Genomic DNA, 25134 nt, shown 5'->3' on the forward strand with positions numbered 1-25134 from the left:
ATGGCCGACCTCGAGGGCATATTATCGAGGCGCCTACGCGCTACAATGCGACTTTTCCTTACCATCGAGGTGTGCGTTTTGACTGCTCCAGGTCCTTTGAATTCCACTGCAGGCTCGCTTTTTGTCGTGGCGACGCCCATTGGCAACCTGGACGACATCAGTGCTCGGGCGCTGAAAGTGTTGCGTGACGTAAAATTGATCGCGGCGGAAGACACGCGGCACTCCCAGCGTTTGATGCAGCATTTTGGCATCAGCACGCCATTAGCCGCGTGCCATGAGCATAACGAGCGAGAAGAAGGCAGCCGTTTTATCACGCGCTTGCTGGCGGGTGACGATGTGGCGTTGATCTCGGATGCCGGCACTCCGTTGATTTCCGACCCTGGCTATCACCTGGTTCGCCAGGCGCGTGCCGCTGGTATCAATGTAGTGCCAGTTCCGGGAGCGTGCGCGCTGATTGCGGCATTATCGGCCGCCGGGTTGCCGTCGGACCGTTTTATCTTCGAAGGTTTCCTGCCCGCCAAGGCGGTTGGGCGCCGTGCGCGACTGCAAGCGTTAAAGGAAGAGCCGCGTACGTTGATCTTTTACGAGGCGCCGCACCGCATTCTCGAGTGCTTGCAGGACATGGAGCTGGTGTTCGGCGGCGAACGCCTGGCGCTGTTGGCTCGGGAGCTGACCAAAACCTTCGAGACCCTCAAAGGCTTGCCGTTGGAAGAGCTGCGTGCGTTCGTTGAGGGCGACAGCAACCAGCAGCGCGGTGAGTGCGTGGTGCTGGTGGCCGGCTGGACCGCACCGGAAAATGAAGACGCGGTGGGCAGCGAGGCTATGCGCATCCTGGATCTGCTGCTTAAGGAAATGCCCCTGAAGCGTGCGGCAGCCCTGGCGGCTGAAATTACCGGCTTGCGTAAGAACGTGCTGTATCAAGTCGCGCTGGATAAGCAGAAAGCCGAATAGTTCCGGGGTTACGCCGGTATCCCGTCCGAACGTGATGGCATTGCTGCACTTTTAATACTTGTCCTCAAGCCGTCGTGCCGTTAACCTGCGCGGCGGAGAGTCGATTGGACAGTCGCTGCCCTCTATGAAAATTAGGGGGGGGAGGAAAGTCCGGGCTCCATAGGGCGAAGTGCCAGGTAATGCCTGGGAGGCGTGAGCCTACGGAAAGTGCCACAGAAAATAACCGCCTAAGCACTTCGGTGCCGGTAAGGGTGAAAAGGTGCGGTAAGAGCGCACCGCACGACTGGCAACAGTTCGTGGCTAGGTAAACCCCACTTGGAGCAAGACCAAATAGGGTCCCAAGGCGTGGCCCGCGCTGGGACCGGGTAGGTTGCTAAAGATGTCCAGTGATGGCCATCGTAGACGAATGACTGTTCAAGACAGAACCCGGCTTACAGATCGACTCTCCACCTTTTTTCCTTCTGCCCGAATCTCGGGCAGAAAACCGGTAGTAACGCAAGAATCCCTCCCTGCCAAATCATTGGCAGATGCATCTTCGTAATACCAAAAAAATCTTACTCTTAATAAATTACTTTAACTTTAAGCCGTAGCTCCATGAGCTATTTGCGGTTGCTGAGTCAAAAACATCGCCAAACTCGCGTTTCTCCTCCTTTTACGTTCCTAAATCTCCGTTCTGTAAGGCTTTTCCTTGAATCCGCGCCTTGACGGTGTGGTGGGCGCATTCCTATAGTGTGCGCAAGTGGCGGAAAGTGGCACAAAGTGGGTTTTTTGAACGTAAAACGCTAAAATTTGGAGAAACGCATCTGTGTTTCGCGGAGCTAACGCTATCAGTCTCGATGCAAAAGGCCGTCTCGCCATGCCGAGCCGGTATCGTGACGAGCTCATTTCGCGAAGTTCAGGCCAGTTAATCATCACGATTGACGCCGTTGACCCTTGTTTGTGTGTTTACCCCCTCGATGAGTGGGAGTTGATCGAAACCAAGTTGCGCGCTCTGCCTTCATTGCGTGAAGAAAACCGCCGCCTGCAGCGTCTGCTGATCGGTAATGCCGTCGACCTTGAACTCGATGGCAGTGGTCGTTTCCTGGTGCCGCCGCGCTTGCGCGAGTACGCCAAGCTGGATAAGCGCGCAATGCTGGTGGGCCAGCTGAACAAGTTCCAATTGTGGGACGAAGATGCCTGGGATGCTGTTTCTGCAGCAGACCTGGCTGCTATTCAACAACCGGGCGCTATGCCTGATGAACTGCGTGATTTGATCCTGTGACTATTGATAGCGGCTTTAACCACATCACCGTACTGCTTGACGAAGCCGTTGAGGCTCTCGCCGTACGCGCGGATGGCTGCTATGTGGATGGCACCTTCGGCAGGGGCGGGCACAGCCGGTTGATACTCAGCCAGCTCGGCTCCGACGGTAAACTCCTCGGGTTCGACAAAGACCCTCAAGCGATTGCCACCGGGCAAGCGCTAGCGGCCGAAGACGGCCGCTTTGTCGTTGTGCAGCGCAGCTTTGCCGAGCTGGGTGCCGAAGTCGCCGAGCGCGGCATGGCAGGTAAGGTAGCCGGGGTTTTGCTCGACTTGGGCGTATCTTCGCCACAGCTTGACGACCCCGAGCGCGGCTTCAGTTTCATGAACGACGGCCCGCTCGACATGCGCATGGACCCGACTCGTGGTATCAGCGCTGCGCAGTTCATCGCCACTGCGCCCCATGAAGAAATTACCCGCGTGTTCAAGGAATACGGTGAAGAACGCTTCGCCGGCCGCATGGCCCGTGCCGTGGTTGAGCGCCGTGAAATCCAGCCGTTCGAGCGCACCGCCGACCTGGCTGAAGTGCTCAAGGTCGCAAACCCTGCGTGGGAAAAGGGCAAGAACCCGGCAACCCGTGCGTTCCAGGGTCTGCGCATTCACGTCAATAACGAACTGGGCGATCTGGAAGCCGGCCTCGAAGCCGCACTGGACGCCTTGGAAGTGGGTGGTCGCCTGGTGGTGATCAGCTTCCACTCCCTGGAAGACCGCATCGTCAAACTGTTCATGCGTCGTCTGGTCAAGGGCGAGTCCGATAACCTGCCGCGCAACCTGCCGGTGCGTTTCGAAGCCTTTGTGCCGAAAATCAAAATCCATGGCAAAGCGCAGTTCGCCTCCGAAGCCGAACTCAAGGCCAACCCACGTTCCCGTAGCGCCGTTATGCGCGTCGCGGAGAAGCTGCGGTGAGCAAGCTTTTCGCCAAGCCCCTCCCGGGCGGCAGCTTCTTTATGTTGCTGTTGTTTGTCGGCGTGCTGGTGTCCGCAATTGCGGTGTCTTACAGCGCCCACTACAACCGTCAATTGCTTAACACCCTGTACGGGGAATTGAGCGTGCGTGACAAAGCGCAGGCGGAATGGGGCCGGTTGATCCTTGAACAAAGCACCTGGACGGCCCATAGCCGTATTGAAGTGCTGGCCACCGAACAGCTGAAAATGCACATTCCTGGTGCGGCCGAAGTGCGGATGGTGGCGCCATGATGAAACTTGAAGGTGCACTTTACCCGTGGCGCTTTCGCCTGATGCTCGGCATCTTGGCTTTGATGGCCGGCGCGATTGCATGGCGGATTATCGACCTGCAAGTGATCGACCGCGACTTCCTGATCGGCGAGGGTAATGCCCGTAGCCTGCGGCATATCCCGATTCCTGCGCACCGCGGCCTGATCACCGACCGTAATGGCGAGCCTCTGGCCGTGAGTACGCCGGTGACCACCCTGTGGGCCAATGCCAAGGAACTGCAAACCGCCAAGGACAAATGGCCTGAGCTGGCTGCCGCGCTGGGCCAGGACCCTAAAGCCTTGAGCGAGCGTCTGGAAGCCCAGGCCAACAAGGAATTCATCTATCTGGTGCGTGGGCTGACGCCTGAGCAGGGCCAGCAAGTGCTCGACCTTAAAGTCCCCGGTGTCTATGGCATCGAGGAGTTTCGTCGTTTCTACCCGGCGGGTGAAACCACCGCGCATATGGTTGGCTTTACCGACATTGATGACCACGGCCGTGAAGGTGTGGAGCTGGCCTACGACGAATGGCTGGCCGGCGTGCCCGGCAAACGGCAGGTCATCAAGGATCGACGCGGCAGACTGATTAAAGATGTCCAGGTGACCAAAAACGCCAAGGCCGGTAAGCCCTTGGCGTTGTCGATTGACCTGCGTCTGCAGTACCTGGCCAACCGCGAGCTGCGTAACGCGATCATCGAGAACGGCGCCAAGGCCGGTAGCCTGGTGATCATGGACGTCAAGACCGGCGAGATCCTCGCCATGGTCAACCAGCCGACCTACAACCCGAACAACCGTCGAAACCTGCAACCGGCGATGATGCGTAACCGCGCCATGATCGACGTGTTCGAGCCGGGTTCGACCATGAAAGCCATTTCCATGAGTGCCGCCCTGGAAACCGGGCGCTGGAAGCCGAGCGACAAGGTCGAGGTTTACCCAGGCACCTTGCAGTTGGGCAAATACACCATTCGTGACGTGTCCCGCAGCGAAGGGCCAGTGTTGGATTTGACAGGTATCCTGATCAACTCCAGTAACGTCGGCATGAGTAAGGTCGCCTTCGATATCGGCGGCGAAACCATCTATCACCTGGCGCAAAAAATCGGCTTGGGCCAACCCACCGGCCTGGATTTCCCAGGCGAGCGCGTGGGCAACCTGCCGAACTACCGCGACTGGAAAAAAGCCGAGACTGCCACGCTCTCCTACGGCTACGGCCTGTCGGTAACCGCGATCCAGCTGGCCCATGCGTTCTCTGTATTGGCCAATAATGGCCGTATGGTTCCACTGAGCTTGATTCACGTCGACGAAGCGCCGAAAGCCACCCAGGTAATCCCGGAAAAAGTCGCCAAGACCATACAAGGCATGCTGCAACAAGTGATCGAAGCCCCGCGCGGTGTGTTCCGGGCACAGGTGCCGGCTTATCACGTGGCCGGCAAGTCCGGTACTGCACGTAAAACCTCGGTCGGCACCAAGGGCTACGCCGAAAACTCTTACCGCTCGCTGTTCGCCGGCTTCGGTCCGATGAGCGATCCGCGCTACGCCATCGTCGTAGTGATTGATGAACCGAGCAAGGCCGGCTACTTCGGTGGCCTAGTGTCGGCTCCGGTATTCAGCAAAGTGATGTCCGGCACCCTGCGCCTGATGAATATTACGCCGGACAACCTGCCGCCGACTCAACAAGCGAACGCAGGACCACCGGCCGCAGCTGTCAAAGCCAATGGAGGGCGCGGCTGATGTCTCTTAGCCTGAACAAGATTTTTGCCCACGCCGGACGCGATCTGCTGATTCGTGAATTGAGCCTGGACAGCCGTAATGTACGCGCCGGTGATCTGTTCCTGGCGGTGCCCGGCGGCAAGCTCGATGGCCGTGCACATATCGCCGATGCCCTGCAACGAGGCGCGGCCGCCGTGGCTTATGAAGTGGAAGGCGCCACCGTGCTGCCGATCACCGACGTGCCCTTGATTCCGGTCAAGGGCCTGGCCGCGCAACTGTCGGACATCGCCGGGCGTTTTTATGGTGACCCGAGCCGTCAGTTGAACCTGATCGGTGTGACTGGTACCAATGGCAAGACCAGCGTGACCCAATTGGTTGCGCAGGCACTCGACCTGCTGGGCCAGCATTGCGGCATTGTCGGCACCCTGGGCACGGGTTTTTACGGTGCGCTGCAAAGCGGCCTGCACACCACGCCGAACCCGATCGCCGTGCAAGCGACCCTGGCCGACCTGAAAAAGGCCGGTGCCAAGGCGGTTGCCATGGAAGTGTCATCCCACGGTCTGGACCAGGGCCGTGTGACTGCCTTGGCGTTTGACGTGGCGGTGATGACCAACCTGTCTCGCGACCACCTCGACTACCACGGCACCATGGAGGCGTACGCCGCCGCCAAGGCCAAGCTGTTCGCCTGGAATGACCTGAAGTGCCGGGTGGTAAACCTGGATGACGCATTCGGCCGCCAACTGGCTGCCGAAGACAGCGAAGCACGCCTGATCACCTACAGCCTGGAAGACTCCAGCGCGTATCTGTATTGCCGTGAAGCCCAATTTAATGACGAAGGCGTGCTCGCCACGCTGGTCACGCCCCAGGGCGAACACCACTTGCGCAGCACCTTGCTCGGGCGTTTCAACCTGAGCAACGTGCTCGCGGCTGTTGGCGCATTGCTTGGCCTGGATTACGCCCTGGACGAAATCCTGCGCGTGCTGCCCAAGCTCGAAGGCCCGGCCGGCCGTATGCAGCGTTTGGGTGGCGGCTCTCAGCCACTGGTGGTGGTCGATTACGCCCACACCCCGGACGCGCTGGAAAAAGTCCTCGAAGCCCTGCGCCCACACGCCAAGGGCAAATTGCTCTGCCTGTTCGGCTGCGGCGGTGACCGTGATCGCGGCAAGCGCCCGCTGATGGCTGAAATCGTCGAGCGCCTGGCCGATGGCGTGCTCGTGACCGACGACAACCCACGCAGCGAAGACCCGAACCAGATTTTCGACGACATCCGTGTCGGCTTTAAAGACGCCACCAAGGCCACCTTCGTTGCCGGTCGCGGTGCCGCCATTGCCCAGCTGATCGCCAGCGCCAGTGCTGAGGACGTGGTGGTACTGGCTGGTAAAGGTCACGAGGACTACCAGGAAATCAACGGCGAACGCCATGCCTTCTCCGATCTGGTCGAGGCTGATCACGCCCTGACTGCCTGGGAGGTCGCCCATGCTTAAAGCGATGAAGTTCAGCGAACTGACCCAGGCCTTGTCGGCCCGCGTAGTGTCGAGCGATTGCAGCTTCGACGGCGTCAGTATCGACAGTCGCAACATCAAGCCGGGGCAGCTGTTTATTGCACTGGCCGGCCCGCGTTTCGATGGGCACGACTACCTGAACGAAGTAGCCGCCAAAGGTGCCGTGGGTGCCTTGGTGCAGCGTGAAGTCACGGACTCGACGCTGCCGCAATTGCTGGTCGCCGATACCCGCCTGGCCCTCGGGCTGTTGGGCGCGCTGAACCGCGCCGCATTTGATAAGCCCGTTGCCGCCATCACTGGCTCCAGCGGCAAAACCACGGTCAAGGAACTGCTTGCCGGCGTGCTGCGCACGCGCGGGCCGGTGCTCGCCACCCGTGGCAACCTGAACAATGATTTCGGCGCTCCATTGACCCTGCTCGAACTGGCCCCGGAACACACGGCGGCGGTAATCGAGCTGGGCGCTTCGCGCGTCGGCGAAATTGCTTACACCGTGGCGCTGACCAAGCCTCACGTGGCAATTATCAACAATGCCGGCACCGCCCACGTGGGCGAGTTCGGTGGCCCGGAAAAAATCGTCGAAGCCAAGGGCGAAATCCTCGAAGGCCTCGATGCCTCGGGCACCGCAGTATTGAACCTCGACGACAAGGCCTTCGAGACCTGGCGTGTGCGCGCCGCCGGTCGCAAGGTGCTGACGTTTGCCGTGCTCAACGCGGCGGCTGATTTCCACGCAGCCGACATCACCGTCGACGCCCGTGGTTGCCCGTCCTTCACCTTGCACACACCGCAAGGCAGCGAGCACGTGCAACTGAACCTGCTGGGCAACCATAACGTCGCCAATGCCTTGGCCGCCGCCGCTGCCGCCTCCGCACTGGGCGTATCGCTGTTCGGTATCGCCACCGGCCTGGGCGCGGTGCAGCCGGTCAAAGGCCGCACCGTGGCACAACTGGCGACCAATGGCATGCGTGTGATTGATGACACCTACAACGCCAACCAGTCCTCCGTCTGCGCCGCTATTGACCTGCTTAAAAGCTTCGCCGGGCGCAAGGTGCTGGTGCTGGGCGATATCGCCGAATTGGGCGACTGGGCCGAGCAGTCCCACCGTGAAGTCGGCGCCTACGCGAGCGGTAAAGTCGACGCGCTTTACGCCGTTGGCCCGAACATGGCCCACGCCGTTGACGCCTTCGGCCTCGGTGCGCGGCATTTCGCTACCCAGGCCGAGCTGATCCAGGCGCTGGTGGCGGCTGAACAAGACAAACACACAACCATTTTGATCAAGGGATCGCGCAGCGCGGTGATGGAAAACGTCGTCGCGGCCTTGTGTGGCTCAAGTACGGAGAAACATTAATGCTGCTGCTGCTGGCTGAGTATCTGCAACAGTTCCACAAAGGCTTCGCGGTCTTTCAGTACCTGACCCTGCGCGGGATCCTGGGTGTGCTGACTGCGCTGTCTTTGTCGCTGTTCCTGGGGCCGTGGATGATCCGCACCCTGCAGAACCTGCAAATTGGTCAATCGGTTCGTAATGACGGCCCGCAGTCGCACCTGTCCAAATCCGGCACCCCGACCATGGGCGGTGCGCTGATCCTGTCTTCCATCGGTATCAGCACCTTGCTGTGGGCCGACCTGCATAACCGCTACGTGTGGACGGTGCTGCTGGTGACCCTGTTGTTCGGCGCGATCGGTTGGGTCGATGACTACCGCAAAGTGATCGAGAAAAACTCCAAGGGTTTGCCCAGCCGCTGGAAGTACTTCTGGCAGTCGGTGTTTGGCCTTGGCGCTGCGATCTTCCTGTACATGACCGCGCCAAGCGCCGTCGAAACCACCTTGATCATTCCGATGCTCAAGGACGCCAGCATTCCACTGGGCGTTGGCTTTGTGGTGCTGACCTACTTTGTGATCGTCGGCTCCAGCAACGCGGTGAACCTGACTGATGGCCTCGACGGCCTGGCAATCATGCCGACCGTGATGGTCGGCGGTGCGCTCGGTATCTTCTGCTACCTGTCGGGTAACGTGAAGTTCGCTGAATACCTGCTGATCCCTTATGTGCCGGGCGCAGGTGAGTTGATCGTGTTCTGCGGCGCGCTGATCGGTGCCGGCCTGGGCTTCCTGTGGTTCAACACCTACCCCGCACAAGTCTTTATGGGCGACGTCGGCGCGCTGGCGCTGGGCGCAGCCTTGGGCACCATCGCGGTGATCGTCCGCCAGGAAATCGTGTTGTTCATCATGGGCGGTGTGTTCGTGATGGAAACCCTGTCGGTGGTCATCCAGGTGGCCTCCTTCAAATTGACCGGGCGCCGCGTGTTCCGTATGGCGCCGATTCACCACCACTTTGAACTCAAGGGCTGGCCAGAGCCGCGTGTGATTGTCCGTTTCTGGATCATTACCGTGATTCTGGTACTGGTCGGCCTTGCCACCCTGAAACTGAGGTAGAAACGAGTGTCCCTGATCGCTTCAGACCACTTCCGCATCGTTGTCGGCCTCGGCAAGAGCGGCATGTCCCTGGTTCGCTTCCTGGCGAACCGGGGCACGTCGTTTGCCGTGGCCGATACGCGGGAAAATCCACCGGAGCTGGTCACGCTGCGCCGTGACTACCCGCACGTGGAAGTGCGTTGTGGCGAGCTGGATGTCGAGTTTCTGTGCCGTGCCGATGAGCTCTACGTGAGCCCCGGCCTGGCCTTGGCGACACCGGCCCTGCAAGCGGCAGCGGCGCGTGGCGTGAAGCTGTCCGGCGACATCGACCTGTTTGCGCGCTATGCGAAGGCACCGATCGTGGCCATCAGCGGCTCCAACGCGAAAAGCACCGTGACCACCCTGGTCGGCGAGATGGCGGCTGCGGCCGGCAAGCGCGTGGCCGTGGGCGGTAACCTCGGCACGCCAGCGCTGGACCTGCTCAGCGACGACATCGAGTTGTACGTGATGGAACTGTCGAGCTTCCAGCTCGAAACCACCCACGATCTGGGGGCTGAAGTCGCCACCGTGTTGAACGTGAGTGAAGACCACATGGACCGCTACAGCGGCCTGCCGGCGTACCACCTGGCCAAGCACCGGATTTTCCGTGGTGCCAGGCAATTTGTGGTCAACCGCCAGGATGCCCTGAGCCGTCCGCTGATGGGCGAAGGTATGCCCTGCTGGACCTTTGGCCTGGGCAAGCCGGATTTCAAAGCCTTCGGCATTCGCGAAGAGAACGGCGAGAAATACCTGGCCTTCGAATTCCAGAACCTGATGCCGGTACGTGAATTGAAAATCCGTGGCGCGCACAACCAATCCAATGCATTGGCGGCCCTGGCGTTGGGTCACGCCGTCGGCCTGCCATTTGATGCGATGCTGTCGAGCCTGCGCACCTTCGGCGGCCTCGAGCATCGCTGCCAGTGGGTACGCGACCTCAATGGCGTGAGCTACTACAACGATTCCAAGGCCACCAACGTGGGTGCCGCACTGGCTGCCATCGAAGGGCTCGGCGCTGATATCGACGGCAAGCTTGTGCTGATCGCCGGTGGCGACGGCAAGGGTGCCGACTTCAAAGACCTTAAAGGCCCGGTGGCTGCACATTGCCGCGCCGTGGTGCTGATCGGCCGTGACGCGGACTTGATCGCCGCCGCGTTGGGCGACGCAGTACCGCAGGTACGCGCCACCTCGCTGGACGATGCGATTGCTCAATGCAAGGCCCTGGCCCAGCCGGGGGATGCGGTGTTGCTGTCGCCGGCGTGCGCCAGTTTCGACATGTTCAAGAACTACGAAGAGCGCGGCCAGCTGTTCGCTCGCGCCGTGGAGGCCTTGGCATGAATTTCAGAAATATTATCAAGCCGTACCCGTCGCCGATCATCACAGGTCGCGGTATCGACCTCGACTTCCCAATGCTCGCCGGCTGCCTGGCGCTGCTGGGCCTGGGGTTGGTCATGATCACTTCGGCGTCCTCGGAAGTGGCCGCAGTGCAGTCGGGCAACACCCTGTACATGATGATCCGTCACCTGGTGTACCTGGTGATCGGTCTCGGCGCCTGCATCGTCACCATGATGATCCCTATCGCTACCTGGCAGCGCCTGGGTTGGCTGATGCTGATCGGCGCGTTTGGTTTGTTGATCATGGTGATCCTGCCCGGCATCGGCCGTGAGGTGAACGGTTCGATGCGCTGGATCGGCTTCGGCGCGTTTAACGTGCAGCCGTCGGAAATCGCCAAGGTGTTCGTGGTGATCTACCTCGCCGGTTACCTGGTCCGTCGCCAGAAAGAAGTACGCGAAAGCTGGATGGGCTTCTTCAAGCCGTTCATCGTGCTGCTGCCCATGGCTGGCCTGTTGCTGATGGAGCCCGACTTCGGTGCCACCGTCGTAATGATGGGCGCGGCGGCGGCGATGCTGTTTCTCGGCGGTGTGGGCTTGTTCCGGTTCGCCATGATGGTGGTGCTGGCGGTGGTCGCGGTTTACCTGCTGGTGGAAGCACAACCGTACCGTATGGCGCGCCTGATTACCTTTACCGACCCCTGGTCCGATCAGTTCGGCTCCGGCTACCAGTTGACCCAGGCGCTGATCGCCTTTGGTCGCGGCGGATGGCTGGGTGTTGGGCTGGGCAATAGCGTGCAGAAGCAGTTTTACCTGCCGGAAGCGCATACCGACTTCGTGTTCTCCGTGCTGGCCGAAGAACTCGGTGCCGTGGGTTCCCTGTGCACCGTTGCACTGTTCATGTTCGTCTGCGTACGGGCGCTTTACATCGGTCTTTGGGCCGAGAAAGCCAAGCAGTTTTTCGCAGCTTATGTCGCCTACGGCTTGGCGTTTTTGTGGATTGGTCAGGTGCTGATCAACATCGGGGTAAACATCGGTCGCTTGCCGACCAAGGGTTTGACCCTGCCGTTTCTCAGCTACGGCGGCAGCTCGTTGGTTATCTGCTGCGTGTGCCTGGGCTTGCTGCTGCGCATCGAGTGGGAGAGTCGCACCCACCTGGGCAGCGAAGAGATGGAATTCAGCGAGAGCGATTTTGCCGAGGAGCCGGACCATGGGCGCTAATGTGCTGATCATGGCAGGCGGCACCGGGGGCCATGTGTTCCCGGCCCTGGCTTGCGCGCGCGAATTCCAGAACCGTGGCTACACCGTGCATTGGCTCGGTACGCCACGTGGCATCGAAAACGAATTGGTCCCGAATGCCGGCTTGCCGCTGCACTTGATCAACGTCACCGGCTTGCGTGGCAAGGGCAAGTTGTCCCTGCTCAAGGCGCCGTTCGTGTTGCTCAAGGCGGTGTGGCAGGCGCGCAAAGTGATTCGTGAGTTGAAGCCGGTGTGCGTGCTGGGCTTTGGTGGTTATGTGACTGGCCCTGGTGGTGTTGCCGCCAAGCTCGCCGGCGTACCGGTGATCGTGCACGAACAGAACGCCGTTGCCGGCACTGCCAACCGCCTGTTGGTGCCTTTGGCCAGCCGAGTGTGCGAGGCGTTCCCGAAGACTTTTGGCGCCTCGGACAAGTTGCGTACCACCGGCAACCCGGTGCGCACCGAACTGTTCATGGCCATTGCCCGTCAGGCGCTGGAGGGCCGTAAGCCACACTTGCTGATCCTGGGCGGAAGCCTGGGCGCGGAGCCGTTGAACAAATTGCTGCCCGAAGCCTTGGCGCTGCTGCCCGTGGACCTGCGTCCCGAAGTGTTCCACCAGGCCGGTAAAAACCACGATGAAATCACCGCTGCCCGCTATCGCGAGGCCGGTGTCGAGGCGAATGTACAGCCTTTCATCAAAGACATGGCCCATGCCTATGGCTGGGCCGACCTGGTGGTCTGTCGCGCTGGTGCGCTGACCGTCAGTGAATTGGCCGCCGCCGGTCTGCCGTCCTTGCTGGTGCCTTTGCCCCACGCCATCGACGATCACCAGACCCGCAACGCCGAATATTTGGCCGGGGAGGGCGCTGCCTTCCTGCTGCCGCAAAGAACGACTGGCGCCGCCGATTTGGCCGCACGCCTGACCGAGGTTTTGATGCAACCGGAACGACTCAACAGCATGGCGAGCACCGCAAGCCGCCTGGCTAAACCTGACGCAACCCGCACCGTGGTCGATATCTGCCTGGAGGTGGCCCATGGTTGAGAATCAGAAAGCCATGCCGCAGCCCGAAATGCGCCGCATCCGTCGTATCCACTTCGTCGGCATCGGCGGCGTGGGCATGTGCGGGATTGCCGAAGTGCTGCTGAACCTGGGTTATCAGGTATCCGGCTCGGACTTGAAAGAGTCGCCGGTGACCGATCGCCTGAAAACCTTCGGCGCACAGATCTTTATCGGCCACCGCGCCGAGAACGCCGCCGAGGCTGACGTGCTGGTAGTGTCCAGCGCCGTGAACACCTCCAACCCGGAAGTGGCCACCGCCCTTGAGCGCCGTATTCCAGTGGTGCCGCGCGCCGAGATGCTGGCCGAGCTGATGCGCTATCGCCACGGTATCGCCGTGGCCGGTACGCACGGCAAAACCACCACCACCAGCCTGATCGCCTCGGTGTTCGCCGCCGGTGGCCTGGACCCGACCTTCGTGATTGGTGGTCGCCTGAATGCAGCCGGCACCAATGCCCAGCTCGGCACCAGCCGTTACCTGATCGCCGAAGCCGATGAAAGTGATGCGAGCTTCCTGCACCTGCAGCCGCTGGTCGCTGTGGTGACCAACATCGACGAAGACCACATGGCCACCTACGACGGTGACTTCAACAAGTTGAAGAAAACCTTCGTCGAGTTCCTGCACAACCTGCCGTTCTACGGTTTGGCCGTGGTGTGCCTGGACGATCCGGTGGTGCGTGAGATCCTGCCATCGGTCAAACGCCCAACCGTGACCTACGGCTTCAGCGAAGACGCCGACGTGCGCGCGATCAATGTGCGCCAGGAAGGCATGCAAACCTTCTTCACCGTGCTGCGCCCTGACCGCGAGCCGTTGGACGTATCGGTGAACATGCCGGGCAACCACAACGTATTGAATTCGCTGGCGACCATTTGCATTGCTTCCGATGAAGGCGTCAGCGATGAAGCCATCGTCGAAGGCCTGTCGCGTTTTGCCGGTGTCGGCCGGCGCTTCCAGGTCTACGGTCAACTGCCGGTAGAAGGCGGCGACGTGATGCTGGTGGACGACTACGGTCACCACCCAACTGAAGTTGCAGCCGTTATTAAAGCCGTGCGCGGTGGCTGGCCGGAGCGCCGTCTGGTGATGGTTTACCAGCCGCATCGCTACAGCCGCACCCGCGACCTGTATGACGACTTTGTGAATGTATTGGCCGATGCCAACGTGCTGCTGCTGATGGAAGTCTACCCGGCCGGTGAAGAGCCGATTCCGGGCGCCGACAGCCGCAAGCTGTGCAACAGCATCCGTCAGCGTGGCCAGTTGGACCCGATCTACATCGAGCGCGGTGTGGACCTGGCGCCGATCGTCAAGCCGCTGCTGCGTGCCGGTGACATCCTGCTGTGCCAGGGCGCCGGTGATATCGGTGGCCTTGCGCCCAAGCTGCTCGCCAGCCCGCTGTTTGCGGCTGCAAAGGGGAAGTCGAAATGATCACGCATTACGACACTCTGTTCTCGACCATAACGCCTGCCGACTTCGGCCGCGTAGCGGTATTGTTCGGCGGCAAGAGCGCTGAGCGCGAAGTCTCGCTCAAGTCCGGCAATGCCGTACTGGAAGCGCTGCAAAGCGCCGGCGTAAACGCATTCGGTATCGATGTGGGCGATGATTTCCTTGCCCGCTTGCAGGCCGAGAAGATCGACCGTGCCTTCATCATTCTGCACGGCCGTGGCGGTGAAGACGGCAGCATGCAAGGCTTGCTCGAGTGCGCTGGCATCCCTTACACCGGCAGCGGAATCCTCGCTTCGGCACTGGCCATGGACAAGTTGCGCACCAAGCAGGTGTGGCACAGCCTGGGTATTCCAACCCCACGTCACAGCGTGCTGTGCAGCGAAGACGATTGTATTTCTGCAGCCAAGGAACTGGGCCTGCCTTTGATCGTCAAACCTGCCCATGAAGGCTCCAGTATCGGCATGGCCAAAGTGAACTCGGCCGCCGAATTGATCGACGCATGGAAAGCGGCAAGTACCTACGATTCGCAAGTGTTGGTGGAACAGTGGATCCAGGGTCCCGAGTACACCATCGCCACCCTGCGTGGCCAGGTATTGCCGCCTATCGCATTGGGCACGCCCCACACCTTTTACGACTACGACGCCAAGTACGTGGCTTCCGATACTCAGTACCGGATCCCGTGTGGCCTCGACGCAACCAAGGAACAGGAATTGATGGACCTCACGGCGAAAGCCTGTGAGGCACTGGGTATCGCCGGTTGGGCGCGGGCAGACGTGATGCAGGATGACCAAGGGAATTTCTGGTTCCTTGAAGTCAACACCGCTCCCGGCATGACCGACCACAGCCTGGTACCTATGGCAGCCCGTGCTGCCGGTCTGGATTTCCAGCAGTTGGTGCTGGCGATTCTGGCCGCAAGCATTGAGCCAAGAGGCTAACCCCATGAACGGCGCATCGCTTCGTCATCAGCAACCTCCAGTGCCCAGCCGCAAGCCGGTGCCTCGAGGTGCCAGCCGAATGGTGGCTAAAGAGCCGATGTCGGCGCGCCTGCCGAAAGCCAACTTTGGTTTTCTTAAAGCGCTGTTCTGGCCGGTGTTGCTGGTGGCGTTGGGCTTCGGTACTTACGAGGGCGCACAACGCCTGTTGCCGTATGCCGACCGGCCGATCACCAAGATCAGCGTACAGGGCGACTTGAGCTACATCAGCCAGCAAGCGGTACAGCAGCGCATCGGCCCGTACCTGGCGGCGAGCTTCTTTACCATCGACCTGGCCGGTATGCGCGCAGAACTGGAACAGATGCCGTGGATCGCTCACGCCGAAGTCCGCCGTGTATGGCCGGACCAGGTGACGATTCGTCTGGAAGAACAACTGCCCGTGGCCCGTTGGGGCGATGGCGCACTGTTGAACAACCAGGGCCAGGCGTTCGCGCCGCGTGAGGTGGCCAACTATGAGCACCTGCCGCAGTTGTTCGGGCCACAGCGGGCGCAGCAGCAAGTGATGCAGCAGTACCAGGCGCTGAGCCAGATGCTGCGGCCACTGGGTTTCTCCATCGCACGCCTGGAATTGCGTGAGCGGGGCAGCTGGTTTTTGACCACCGGGGCAGGCAGTTCCGGCCCGGGCATCGAGTTGTTGCTGGGACGCGACCGCTTGGTGGAAAAGATGCGCCGCTTTATTGCCATCTATGACAAGACCTTGAAAGAACAGATTACGAACATTGCGAGCGTCGACCTGCGTTACGCCAACGGCCTGGCCGTCGGCTGGCGTGAACCAGCTGCGCCGACGACAGCCAAACCCGCTGTCGCGAAGAATTAAGAAGAGGCAGGACCCATGGCAAACGTGCAAAGCGGAAAAATGATCGTCGGTCTCGATATCGGCACCTCCAAGGTGGTGGCGCTGGTCGGCGAGGTCGGGGAAGACGGTGTGATCGAAATCGTCGGTATCGGCACGCATCCGTCCCGGGGCCTGAAGAAGGGCGTGGTGGTGAACATCGAGTCCACCGTGCAGTCGATCCAGCGCGCCATTGAAGAAGCGCAGCTGATGGCCGGTTGCCGGATTCACTCGGCGTTCGTCGGCGTGGCCGGCAACCATATCCGTAGCCTGAACTCCCACGGCATCGTGGCGATCCGTGATCGTGAAGTCAGCTCGGCCGACCTTGAACGCGTACTCGACGCCGCCCAGGCCGTGGCGATCCCGGCTGACCAGCGCGTGCTGCACACCTTGCCGCAGGACTACGTGATCGATAACCAGGAAGGCGTGCGTGAGCCGCTGGGCATGTCGGGCGTGCGCCTGGAAGCCAAGGTTCACGTGGTGACCTGTGCCGTCAACGCCGCACAGAACATTGAAAAATGCGTGCGCCGCTGCGGCCTGGAAATCGACGACATCATTCTTGAGCAGTTGGCCTCGGCCTACTCAGTACTCACCGACGACGAAAAAGAGCTGGGCGTGTGCCTGGTCGACATCGGCGGTGGCACCACCGACATCGCGATCTTCACCGAAGGTGCGATCCGTCACACCGCCGTGATCCCGATTGCGGGCGACCAGGTCACCAACGACATCGCCATGGCGCTGCGTACACCGACCCAGTACGCCGAAGAAATCAAGATCCGCTACGCCTGCGCCCTGGCCAAACTGGCCGGTGCCGGTGAAACCATCAAGGTGCCGAGCGTGGGCGACCGTCCACCGCGCGAACTGTCGCGCCAGGCCCTGGCCGAAGTGGTCGAACCACGCTACGACGAGCTGTTCACCCTGATCCAGGCTGAACTGCGCCGCAGCGGCTACGAAGATTTGATCCCGGCCGGCATCGTGCTGACCGGTGGCACCTCGAAGATGGAAGGCGCGGTCGAACTGGCCGAGGAAATCTTCCATATGCCAGTGCGCCTGGGCGTGCCCCATGGCGTCAAAGGCCTGGGCGACGTGGTGCGCAACCCGATTTATTCCACCGGCGTGGGCTTGCTGTTGTACGGGCTGCAAAAGCAGACCGACGGCATTTCCCTGTCGGGCCCGAGCATCCGTGACAGCTACCGTGGCGGCGACGATGAAGCCAAAGCGCCGTTGTTCGAGCGGTTGCAGGCTTGGGTAAAAGGCAATTTCTAAAGATTTACCGCAACACCGCAGTAAGTAGTAGGCGAAAAAACTAGAGAAAACGAAAGGAGAGGGAACATGTTCGAACTCGTAGACAACATCCCCGCAAGCCCGGTTATCAAAGTAATCGGTGTTGGCGGTGGCGGCGGCAACGCTGTCAATCACATGGTCAAGAGCAACATTGAAGGCGTTGAATTCATCTGCGCCAACACTGATGCCCAAGCGCTGAAAAGCATCGGCGCGCGGACCATCCTGCAATTGGGCACAGCCGTGACCAAGGGCCTCGGCGCTGGCGCCAACCCGGAAGTCGGCCGTCAAGCCGCGCTGGAAGACCGCGAGCGTATTGCGGAAGTGCTGCAAGGCACCAACATGGTGTTCATCACCACCGGCATGGGCGGCGGTACCGGTACCGGTGCTGCTCCGATCATTGCCGAAGTGGCCAAGGAAATGGGGATTCTGACCGTTGCTGTCGTGACGCGTCCGTTCCCGTTCGAAGGTCGCAAGCGCATGCAGATCGCCGACGAAGGTATCCGTCTGCTGTCTGAAAGCGTCGACTCGTTGATCACCATTCCCAACGAGAAACTGCTGACCATCCTGGGCAAGGACGCAAGCCTGCTGTCCGCATTCGCCAAGGCTGACGATGTACTGGCCGGTGCCGTTCGCGGTATCTCCGACATCATCAAGCGTCCAGGCATGATCAACGTCGACTTTGCCGACGTGCGTACCGTGATGAGCGAAATGGGCATGGCGATGATGGGCACTGGCTGCGCCAGCGGTCCGAACCGTGCACGTGAAGCCACTGAAGCGGCGATCCGCAACCCGTTGCTCGAAGACGTGAACCTGCAAGGTGCACGCGGCATCCTGGTGAACATCACCGCCGGCCCTGACCTGTCCCTGGGTGAGTACTCCGACGTGGGTAGCATCATCGAAGCCTTCGCTTCCGAGCACGCGATGGTCAAAGTCGGTACCGTTATCGACCCGGACATGCGCGACGAACTGCACGTGACCGTGGTTGCCACCGGCCTGGGCGCAAAAATCGAGAAGCCTGTAAAGGTCATCGACAATACCGTTCACACCGGCCACAACAGCCACAACAGCCACGCCAGCCAGCAAGCTGCCGCTCCAGCGCCTGCGCGCCAGGAACTGCCGTCTGTGAACTATCGTGACCTGGACCGTCCGACCGTGATGCGCAACCAGGCTCAGGCCGGTGCTGCGGCGTCCCGTAGCCCGAATCCGCAAGATGACCTGGACTACCTGGACATCCCGGCATTCTTGCGTCGTCAGGCCGATTAATGGAATGTATCAGGGCTATGAAGGTGATTGGTGTTCAGCAAAGGTCTGGTCTGTTATTATCGCCAGCCTTTGTTGATACCAGTTCGCAATTTGCGCTGAAGCGGTCCAAGCCATGATTAAACAACGCACCCTGAAGAATATTATCCGTGCCACAGGTGTAGGTCTGCACTCCGGGGAGAAGGTATACCTGACCCTCAAGCCCGCACCTGTCGACACCGGCATCGTGTTTGTTCGTGCCGACCTGGACCCTGTGGTGCAGATTCCTGCTCGCGCGGAAAATGTTGGCGAAACCACGATGTCGACCACGTTGGTCAACGGTGACGTCAAAGTGGACACGGTGGAGCACTTGCTCTCGGCCATGGCTGGCCTGGGCATCGATAACGCCTACGTCGAGCTCTCCGCGTCCGAAGTCCCCATCATGGATGGCAGCGCTGGACCCTTCGTATTCTTGATTCAATCTGCCGGCCTGGAAGAACAGGACGCAGCCAAGAAGTTCATTCGCATTCTGCGGGAAGTGACAGTAGAAGACGGCGACAAGCGCGCCACCTTCGTCCCGTTCGAAGGCTTTAAAGTGAGCTTTGAGATCGATTTCGATCACCCGGTATTCCGTGACCGCACCCAAAGTGCAAGCGTGGATTTTTCCAGCACTTCGTTCGTAAAAGAAGTCAGCCGCGCCCGTACCTTTGGTTTCATGAGTGACATCGAGTACCTGCGCAAGCACAACCTCGCACTCGGCGGCAGCGTTGAAAACGCCATTGTGGTCGACGCGGATGGTGTACTGAACGAAGACGGCCTTCGCTATGAAGACGAATTCGTGAAGCACAAGATCCTCGATGCAATCGGTGACCTCTACCTGCTGGGCAATAGCCTGATAGGCGAGTTCAAAGGCTTCAAGTCGGGCCACGCCCTTAACAACCAGCTGCTGCGCAAGTTGATTGAGCAGACAGACGCTTGGGAAGTAGTGACCTTCGAAGATGCCAGCACCGCACCGATCTCTTACATGCGTCCCGTTGCGGCGGTGTAAGTAACAACTCTCTTTCTTTAGTTTTGAAAGGCCACCTTCGGGTGGCCTTTTTTTTATGCCGATCGTTCCCACGCTCCGCGTGGGAATGCAGCCCTGGACGCTCCGCGTCCCGAAGCCTGACGCAGAGCGTCAGAAGAGGCATTCCCACGCGGAGCGTGGGAACGATCACCTAGCGGGCCGCAGCCTCCACAATGCGGTTGCGCCCGGTGTGCTTGGCCTCATACAGCGCCTGATCAGCATTGAGCAGCAAGTCCTCAAGTGCCATGCGGCTGCGCTTTTGCCAGGTGCTCATGCCGATACTCACTGTAATAGGCCCGTCGGCACCGGCCACCCGTGGCAAATGCTCGACGCTGCTGCGGATATGTTCGGCAATCAACCAGGCACCCTTGGCGTCGGTATGTGGCAGCACCACTGCAAACTCTTCGCCACCGTAGCGCGCTGCCAGGTCAGCCGGGCGGCGGATGTTGTCTTCGATCACTTGGGCAACCGCGCGCAATGCTTCATCGCCGCCGTGATGGCCATGCAGGTCGTTGAAGGCCTTGAAGTGATCCACGTCGATCATCAGCAGGCTCAGCGGCTCGGTTGAGCGTTGTGCGCGGTCCCATTCCAGGCGCAGGCGCTGGTCCAGGGTACGGCGGTTGGCAAGGCCGGTGAGGGCGTCGGTGGCTGCCAGTTCTGACAGCACTTGTTCGGCACGATGACGGCGACGCAGCTCCTTGCTCAGCATCCAGGTCAGCCACAACAGGCCGATGCACAACACGCCCGTGGCCATGCTGACCAGCCACGCGGCACGCCGCCATGGGGCAAAGATTTCATCGCTGGACAACGCCACTGCGACAATTAAGGGCAAGCTGCCCACATTCGAGAAACTATAGAGCCGTGGCTGGTTGTCGACGCTGGAGACGCCCCGAAAGCTGCCGTCGCGTTCACGCAGCATGCGCGCGACATTGGGCCGCTGGCTCAAGTCCTTGTCGATCATGTCCACTTCCAGCAGCGGTTGTTGCGCCAGCAGGATGCCTTGGTGGTTGATCAGGTTGATGGTGCCGTTGCTTCCGATGTTCAGGCCGCTGAACAACTGTTGGAAGTACGACAGGCGCATCGAGGCCACCGCCACGCCCAGGAAGCGCCCGTCCGGCGATGACACGCGGCGGCTGAATGCGATGCGCCACTGGTCATCACACACGCAACGGGCCAGGAATGGGCGGCTGATATACAGCCCCAGCTCAGGGTTTCTGCGGTGTGCCTGAAAATAGTCGCGATCAGCGAAGTTACCGGTCTTGGGGGTGAGCAGTGAGGAGTCGGCGATCACTTCACCACTGGGGTCCAGCAACAGAATGTCGCCCTTGAAGGGTGCAGCGGCAGAGCGATCGAACAGCACCAGATGGCGGATACTGGCGGACACACCCTGCAGGTCACTGCGTTCGGTGGCGGCGATCAGGCCCTTGAGGGCCATGTCATAGAGTTCGACGTTACGCAGCACATCGGCGTCGATCAGTTGGGTGATGTTATTGGCGGTGCGCTTGGCGGTCTGCAAGGTGTTGGCATGTTCGCGAATCAGCAGCGCGGTGACGATCGCCACGATCACAAAGACCGTGAGGCAACTGCCCAGGATCAGCAAGCGTTCCGGGCGAGGGGTGGGTCGGTAGAGACTTGGGCTCATCGGGCGTACTTCTGCTTCGAGGATGCCAATAGCGTAGTAGGCAATCGCAGGTTTGGTGGGAGCTGGCTTGCCTGCGATGCAGACACCTCGGTACATCTATAACACCGCAGCGATGCTATCGCAGGCAAGCCAGCTCCCACACAAGCCAGCTCCCACATCAGCTATTCATCGTCTGGCAGATTTATGCCTAAAACACGTTGATCGGGTAATCCACAATCACGCGGTATTCATCCACATCCCGGTCCACCGCCGAGTAGCCATTGCCACCGCGGTTGGTTGCCCATTGCAGGCGCACGGCCAGGTCCTTGGCTTTGCCGCCTTGCACCACGTACTTCACGTCGATGTCGCGTTCCCAGTGCTTGGCGTCTTTGCCGTTGGCGCTGTACCAGGCGCTGTAGCCGCGGCTGTTGGGGTCGACCTTGGTCAGGTCGGTCTTGCCGCTGATATACGACACGGCGGACGTCAGCCCAGGCATGCCGAGGCCTGCAAAGTCGTAGGCGTACTTGAGCTTCCACGAGCGCTCGTTGGGGCCGTTGAAGTCCGAGTATTGCTGGGAATTGTCCAGGTACACGCTGTCGCCCTGGGTGATGTAGTCGAACGGCGTGTTGCCGTTGACCCGCTGGTACGCGGCGGTGACGCTGTGGTGACCAACACCTACGGTGAAATGCAGGCTGTAAGTGTTGTTGTCGATGCTGCCCAGCAACGACTGGCCGGTGTCCTGGGTGTGGTAGTAGTGCAGGCCTGGGTTGAGGCTGACAAGATCGTTCAGCGCGTAGGTGTAGTCCAGGTCGTAGTAGTACTGGTGCCATACATCCTTGAGTTCGGAGGCGTACAGGTTGCTGGTCAGGCCCGGGACGCCGCTGAAGGACACACCGGCCCAGTTCAGGTGCTGGCTGTCGGCGTTGGCGGGCAGGGTGCCGTAGCTGGTGCCGATGCGTCGGTGGCCGCTCTGGTTGTAGAGTTTGGTAAAGCTGGCCTGGCCACCTTCGAACATCCAGCCATCGAAGCTGTGGTTGGCCAGGCTCACACCCCGGAACGTCTGCGGCAACATGCGGGTCATGCCGCCAGCGATCACCGGGTTGTTGAGGAACAGGTCGCCGGCTTTGAGTTCGGTGTCGAAGGCACGCATTTTCAAAGTGCCGCCCGCGGTGGAGAACGAGCCAGGCGCTTTGCCGTTGCCGCTGCCGTACGGCAGGATGCTGGAACCGTCAGTGCCACCGCCGCCGTCGAGCTTGAGGCCGAGCATGGCATTGAGGTCCAGGCCAAAGCCGACGGTGCCTTGGGTGTAGCCGGATTCGAATGTGCCGATGAAACCCTGGCCCCATTCTTTGCTGTCATCGGTGTGAGTGTCGCGGCGGTCGCGGTTCATGTAGTAGTTGCGGGTGTTGATCTTCAGGCTTGAGCCTTCGACGAAACCGTCAGCGGGGGTCGAGTCTGCCGCGTGGGCAAGGGGGACGATCGTTGCTGCAATCGCGAGGAATAACGGGGTGAACGTCAGCGAGTTCTTCACCGGTTTAGCTCCTTTGGTCAATCGAAAACGGCCAATGTCGTGGGGGTGTGCCTGGCCTTTTTTTACGGCAAAAAAAAGCCGCTGAAGTCAGCGGCTTTAAACAGATTCCCAGTGTAGAGCCCTGGAAATAAGTCGAGGGAAATTCGGGTGAGCGGGAAGCTGCCTTGCCGTCGCGCTCATCGGTGCGTCAAAGTAACGCAGGTGAGCGGTGCGATATAGAGTGTAACAAGATAATGACTGTTGCCCAAACCGCAACAGTCAGACCTTTGAGATCCAGTGGGGAAGCTGGCTTTGTGGGATCTGGCTTGTGTGGGAGCTGGCCCACACTGGATCGATGTGTTCTGGTGAGTCAGACCGGCAAGGTAATGCCAAAAGTATTGCCACCGCCCTCACTGCGCACAAACACATCACCGCCGTGCATCAATGCAATCGCCTTGACGATCGCCAGCCCCAGCCCATGATTTGCGCCGCTGTTACTGCGCGACGCGTCCACCCGGTAGAAGCGTTCAAACAAGCGCGGCAAATGCTCACGGGCGATCTCATCGCCGGGGTTGGTCACCCCGATCGCCACCCACTGCTCCTGCACCTCAATGCTCACTTCGATGATCTGCCCCGGCGCAGTGTGCTGTACCGCATTGCTCAGCAGGTTGATCAGCGCGCGGCGCAGGTGGGCTTTTTCGATGTGCACCAAGGCATCTCCGTGTACGCGCACTTTGACTTGGGCGTCCTCGAGGATGAAGTCCAGGTAGTCGAGGGTGGTGGCGACTTCATCGGCCAGGGAGCTTTCGATCAGTTTGGTGGCCTTGCTGCCCTGGTCGGCGCTGGCCAGGAACAGCATGTCATTAATAATCGAACGCAGGCGTTCCAGCTCTTCGAGGTTCGATTGCAGCACCTCGAAGTAATGCTCGGCCGAACGACCACGGGTGAGCGCCACTTGGGTCTGGCCGATCAGGTTGGTCAGCGGCGAGCGCAGTTCGTGGGCCACATCTGCATTGAACGACTCCAGGCGCGAATACGCCTGTTCCACCCGATCCAGGGTGGAGTTGAACGAGTTGACGAACTGGCTCAGCTCCGGCGGCAAGGGCGACAACTGCAGGCGCCCGGAGAGTTTGGGCGGTGCGAGTTTTTGCGCTTCATCCGAAAGTTTGCCCAGCGGCTTGAGGCCGATACGCGAGACCCAAAAGCCCAACAGTGCCGCCAGCGCCACACCGACACAGGCCAGGCCGATCAAGGCCATCAACAGATGGTGCTGAGTGGCGCGGAAGTTCTCGGTGTCGATGGCGATCATAAAGCGCAGCGGTGGGCGTTGATCCTTGGCCGCGAACTGGCTGAGCAACACCTTGAACGGGTATTCATGCCCAGGCAGGCGCAAGTCGCGTTTGCCGGTCGGCCCTTGGGCGAATGCGCGGATCTGCGCGTCGGGGTTGCCGTATTCGTAGCTCGGGTCGCTGCTCACCACCCAGAAGCGAATGCGCGGGTCTTCTTCGCCGAGCAACTTCAACTTGGCGGTGATTTTTGCCCAGTGGTCCGGTGTGCCGAAGCGGTTTACCGAGGATTCCAGCACGCTGTAGCGCGCATCCAGTTCGGCGCCCGGCAACAAGCCCAGGCCGCGATCCACTTGCTGGTACAGCGCGCCGCCGATCAACACGAAAATCAGCAGCGCCACCAGCGTGAACATGCCGCTCAGGCGCAGGGCGATGGAGTTAGCCGACACTTCTGCTCTCCAGCACATAACCCATGCCACGAATGGTGTGCAGCAACTTGTGTTCGAACGGCCCGTCGAGCTTGGCGCGCAGGCGCTTGATCGCCACTTCCACCACATTGGCGTCGCTGTCGAAATTGATGTCCCAGACCATTTCCGCAATCGCGGTCTTGGACAGGATTTCACCCTGGCGCCGTGCCAATACGCTGAGCAGCGAGAACTCTTTGGCGGTCAGGTCCAGGCGCAGGCCGTTGCGGCTGGCCTTGCGGCTGATCAGGTCGATCCACAGGTCGGCCACGGTGACTTGCACCGGCTCATGCCCGCCACTGCGGCGGGTCAGCGCTTGCAGGCGCGCCACCAGTTCGAGGAACGAAAACGGTTTGCCCAAATAATCATCGGCGCCTTCACGCAAGCCACGGATGCGGTCTTCCACACGCTCGCGAGCAGTGAGCATGATCACCGGCGTCTGCTTGCGTGCCCGCAGTGCGCGCAACACCCCAAAGCCGTCGAGGCCGGGCAGCATCACGTCAAGCACGATCACCGCGTAGTCGTTTTCCAGCGCCAGGTGCAAACCCTCGACGCCTTCGCGCGCCACATCCACGGTGTAGCCTTGTTCGGTCAGACCACGGTGCAAGTAGTCTGCGGTTTTTTCTTCATCTTCAATAATCAGGACGCGCATGACCCCGCC

21 protein-coding genes and 1 other RNA gene are annotated in these 25134 nt (G+C 60.5%); 18 read left to right on the top strand and 4 right to left on the bottom strand.

What is annotated here, in order from left to right; all coding sequences use genetic code 11:
• The first annotated feature begins 45 nt into the window (after positions 1-45).
• The 18 genes from rsmI (at position 46) to lpxC (ending at position 19574) form a co-directional block, all read left to right on the top strand.
• Positions 46-951, top strand: coding sequence for a 16S rRNA (cytidine(1402)-2'-O)-methyltransferase (gene rsmI, locus AOA62_RS08300; protein ID WP_017138193.1), 906 nt, complete (start codon positions 46-48; stop codon positions 949-951).
• 96 nt (positions 952-1047) lie between these two features.
• Positions 1048-1401: RNase P RNA component class A (gene rnpB / locus AOA62_RS08305), an RNA gene on the top strand.
• 355 nt (positions 1402-1756) lie between these two features.
• On the top strand, positions 1757-2212 hold the full coding sequence (mraZ, locus tag AOA62_RS08310; protein ID WP_003171868.1) for a division/cell wall cluster transcriptional repressor MraZ: 456 nt from the start codon (positions 1757-1759) through the stop codon (positions 2210-2212).
• A gap of 2 nt (positions 2213-2214) precedes the next feature.
• Complete coding sequence (gene rsmH, locus AOA62_RS08315; RefSeq protein ID WP_085985981.1) at positions 2215-3156, top strand: 16S rRNA (cytosine(1402)-N(4))-methyltransferase RsmH; 942 nt, start codon at positions 2215-2217, stop codon at positions 3154-3156.
• On the top strand, positions 3153-3446 hold the full coding sequence (gene ftsL, locus AOA62_RS08320) for a cell division protein FtsL (RefSeq protein ID WP_003216203.1): 294 nt from the start codon (positions 3153-3155) through the stop codon (positions 3444-3446). Before rsmH ends, ftsL begins: the two co-directional genes overlap by 4 nt.
• On the top strand, positions 3446-5188 hold the full coding sequence (locus tag AOA62_RS08325) for a penicillin-binding protein 2 (protein ID WP_169986985.1): 1743 nt from the start codon (positions 3446-3448) through the stop codon (positions 5186-5188). The genes ftsL and AOA62_RS08325 overlap by 1 nt, the downstream gene beginning before the upstream one ends.
• The gene (locus AOA62_RS08330; RefSeq protein ID WP_017138190.1) at positions 5188-6651 is read left to right on the top strand and encodes a UDP-N-acetylmuramoyl-L-alanyl-D-glutamate--2,6-diaminopimelate ligase; all 1464 of its coding nucleotides are present in this window, start codon (positions 5188-5190) and stop codon (positions 6649-6651) included. Before AOA62_RS08325 ends, AOA62_RS08330 begins: the two co-directional genes overlap by 1 nt.
• Positions 6644-8014, top strand: a complete 1371-nt coding sequence (gene murF / locus AOA62_RS08335) for a UDP-N-acetylmuramoyl-tripeptide--D-alanyl-D-alanine ligase (protein WP_099548410.1) — start codon at positions 6644-6646, stop codon at positions 8012-8014. The genes AOA62_RS08330 and murF overlap by 8 nt, the downstream gene beginning before the upstream one ends.
• Positions 8014-9096, top strand: a complete 1083-nt coding sequence (gene mraY / locus AOA62_RS08340) for a phospho-N-acetylmuramoyl-pentapeptide-transferase (RefSeq protein ID WP_017138188.1) — start codon at positions 8014-8016, stop codon at positions 9094-9096. The genes murF and mraY overlap by 1 nt, the downstream gene beginning before the upstream one ends.
• A gap of 6 nt (positions 9097-9102) precedes the next feature.
• Positions 9103-10449, top strand: coding sequence for a UDP-N-acetylmuramoyl-L-alanine--D-glutamate ligase (gene murD / locus AOA62_RS08345; protein ID WP_017138187.1), 1347 nt, complete (start codon positions 9103-9105; stop codon positions 10447-10449).
• Entirely contained in the window at positions 10446-11663 is a 1218-nt protein-coding gene (gene ftsW, locus AOA62_RS08350; RefSeq protein ID WP_020372698.1) for a putative lipid II flippase FtsW, read from the top strand. Before murD ends, ftsW begins: the two co-directional genes overlap by 4 nt.
• Entirely contained in the window at positions 11653-12723 is a 1071-nt protein-coding gene (murG, locus tag AOA62_RS08355; protein WP_017138185.1) for an undecaprenyldiphospho-muramoylpentapeptide beta-N-acetylglucosaminyltransferase, read from the top strand. Before ftsW ends, murG begins: the two co-directional genes overlap by 11 nt.
• The gene (gene murC, locus AOA62_RS08360; RefSeq protein WP_017138184.1) at positions 12716-14161 is read left to right on the top strand and encodes a UDP-N-acetylmuramate--L-alanine ligase; all 1446 of its coding nucleotides are present in this window, start codon (positions 12716-12718) and stop codon (positions 14159-14161) included. Before murG ends, murC begins: the two co-directional genes overlap by 8 nt.
• Entirely contained in the window at positions 14158-15114 is a 957-nt protein-coding gene (locus tag AOA62_RS08365) for a D-alanine--D-alanine ligase (protein WP_017138183.1), read from the top strand. The genes murC and AOA62_RS08365 overlap by 4 nt, the downstream gene beginning before the upstream one ends.
• Before the next feature lie 4 nt (positions 15115-15118).
• The gene (locus tag AOA62_RS08370) at positions 15119-15988 is read left to right on the top strand and encodes a cell division protein FtsQ/DivIB (protein WP_017138182.1); all 870 of its coding nucleotides are present in this window, start codon (positions 15119-15121) and stop codon (positions 15986-15988) included.
• Between the two features lie 15 nt (positions 15989-16003).
• Positions 16004-17269 carry a cell division protein FtsA gene (gene ftsA / locus AOA62_RS08375; protein ID WP_017138181.1) on the top strand — a complete coding sequence of 422 codons (1266 nt, stop codon included), beginning with the start codon at positions 16004-16006 and terminating at the stop codon, positions 17267-17269.
• 66 nt (positions 17270-17335) lie between these two features.
• The gene (gene ftsZ / locus AOA62_RS08380; protein ID WP_099548412.1) at positions 17336-18550 is read left to right on the top strand and encodes a cell division protein FtsZ; all 1215 of its coding nucleotides are present in this window, start codon (positions 17336-17338) and stop codon (positions 18548-18550) included.
• A gap of 112 nt (positions 18551-18662) precedes the next feature.
• A complete protein-coding gene (lpxC, locus tag AOA62_RS08385) occupies positions 18663-19574 on the top strand; it encodes a UDP-3-O-acyl-N-acetylglucosamine deacetylase (protein ID WP_003171886.1) in 912 nt (303 codons plus the stop codon).
• A 169-nt stretch (positions 19575-19743) separates the two neighbouring features.
• Here lpxC and AOA62_RS08390 read toward each other — a convergent pair whose 3' ends face one another.
• From AOA62_RS08390 to AOA62_RS08410, 4 genes are all read right to left on the bottom strand, one after another.
• Positions 19744-21234 carry a diguanylate cyclase gene (locus AOA62_RS08390; protein WP_099548687.1) on the bottom strand — a complete coding sequence of 497 codons (1491 nt, stop codon included), beginning with the start codon at positions 21232-21234 and terminating at the stop codon, positions 19744-19746.
• A 187-nt stretch (positions 21235-21421) separates the two neighbouring features.
• Positions 21422-22744 (bottom strand): OprD family porin, encoded by a 1323-nt coding sequence (locus tag AOA62_RS08400; RefSeq protein WP_017138178.1) that lies wholly within the window; start codon positions 22742-22744, stop codon positions 21422-21424.
• Between the two features lie 349 nt (positions 22745-23093).
• Positions 23094-24458 (bottom strand): heavy metal sensor histidine kinase, encoded by a 1365-nt coding sequence (locus AOA62_RS08405; RefSeq protein WP_099548413.1) that lies wholly within the window; start codon positions 24456-24458, stop codon positions 23094-23096.
• Positions 24448-25125 carry a heavy metal response regulator transcription factor gene (locus AOA62_RS08410; protein WP_017138176.1) on the bottom strand — a complete coding sequence of 226 codons (678 nt, stop codon included), beginning with the start codon at positions 25123-25125 and terminating at the stop codon, positions 24448-24450. Before AOA62_RS08410 ends, AOA62_RS08405 begins: the two co-directional genes overlap by 11 nt.
• Between the last annotated feature and the right edge of the window lie 9 nt (positions 25126-25134).

The sequence above is a fragment of the Pseudomonas sp. 2995-3 genome, assembly GCF_002742565.1.
GTDB classification, from domain to species: domain Bacteria; phylum Pseudomonadota; class Gammaproteobacteria; order Pseudomonadales; family Pseudomonadaceae; genus Aquipseudomonas; species Aquipseudomonas edaphica.

Bases quoted from the DNA above. Each gene is read 5' to 3' on its own strand.
- rsmI (WP_017138193.1), top strand. From the start codon at position 46: ATGCGACTTTTCCTTACCATCGAGGTGTGCGTTTTGACTGCTCCAGGT.
- AOA62_RS08325 (WP_169986985.1), top strand. From the start codon at position 3,446: ATGAAACTTGAAGGTGCACTTTACCCGTGGCGCTTTCGCCTGATGCTC.
- AOA62_RS08330 (WP_017138190.1), top strand. From the start codon at position 5,188: ATGTCTCTTAGCCTGAACAAGATTTTTGCCCACGCCGGACGCGATCTG.
- murF (WP_099548410.1), top strand. From the start codon at position 6,644: ATGCTTAAAGCGATGAAGTTCAGCGAACTGACCCAGGCCTTGTCGGCC.
- mraY (WP_017138188.1), top strand. From the start codon at position 8,014: ATGCTGCTGCTGCTGGCTGAGTATCTGCAACAGTTCCACAAAGGCTTC.
- ftsW (WP_020372698.1), top strand. From the start codon at position 10,446: ATGAATTTCAGAAATATTATCAAGCCGTACCCGTCGCCGATCATCACA.
- murG (WP_017138185.1), top strand. From the start codon at position 11,653: ATGGGCGCTAATGTGCTGATCATGGCAGGCGGCACCGGGGGCCATGTG.
- murC (WP_017138184.1), top strand. From the start codon at position 12,716: ATGGTTGAGAATCAGAAAGCCATGCCGCAGCCCGAAATGCGCCGCATC.
- AOA62_RS08365 (WP_017138183.1), top strand. From the start codon at position 14,158: ATGATCACGCATTACGACACTCTGTTCTCGACCATAACGCCTGCCGAC.
- AOA62_RS08370 (WP_017138182.1), top strand. From the start codon at position 15,119: ATGAACGGCGCATCGCTTCGTCATCAGCAACCTCCAGTGCCCAGCCGC.
- ftsA (WP_017138181.1), top strand. From the start codon at position 16,004: ATGGCAAACGTGCAAAGCGGAAAAATGATCGTCGGTCTCGATATCGGC.
- ftsZ (WP_099548412.1), top strand. From the start codon at position 17,336: ATGTTCGAACTCGTAGACAACATCCCCGCAAGCCCGGTTATCAAAGTA.
- lpxC (WP_003171886.1), top strand. From the start codon at position 18,663: ATGATTAAACAACGCACCCTGAAGAATATTATCCGTGCCACAGGTGTA.
- AOA62_RS08390 (WP_099548687.1), bottom strand. From the start codon at position 21,234: ATGAGCCCAAGTCTCTACCGACCCACCCCTCGCCCGGAACGCTTGCTG.
- AOA62_RS08410 (WP_017138176.1), bottom strand. From the start codon at position 25,125: ATGCGCGTCCTGATTATTGAAGATGAAGAAAAAACCGCAGACTACTTG.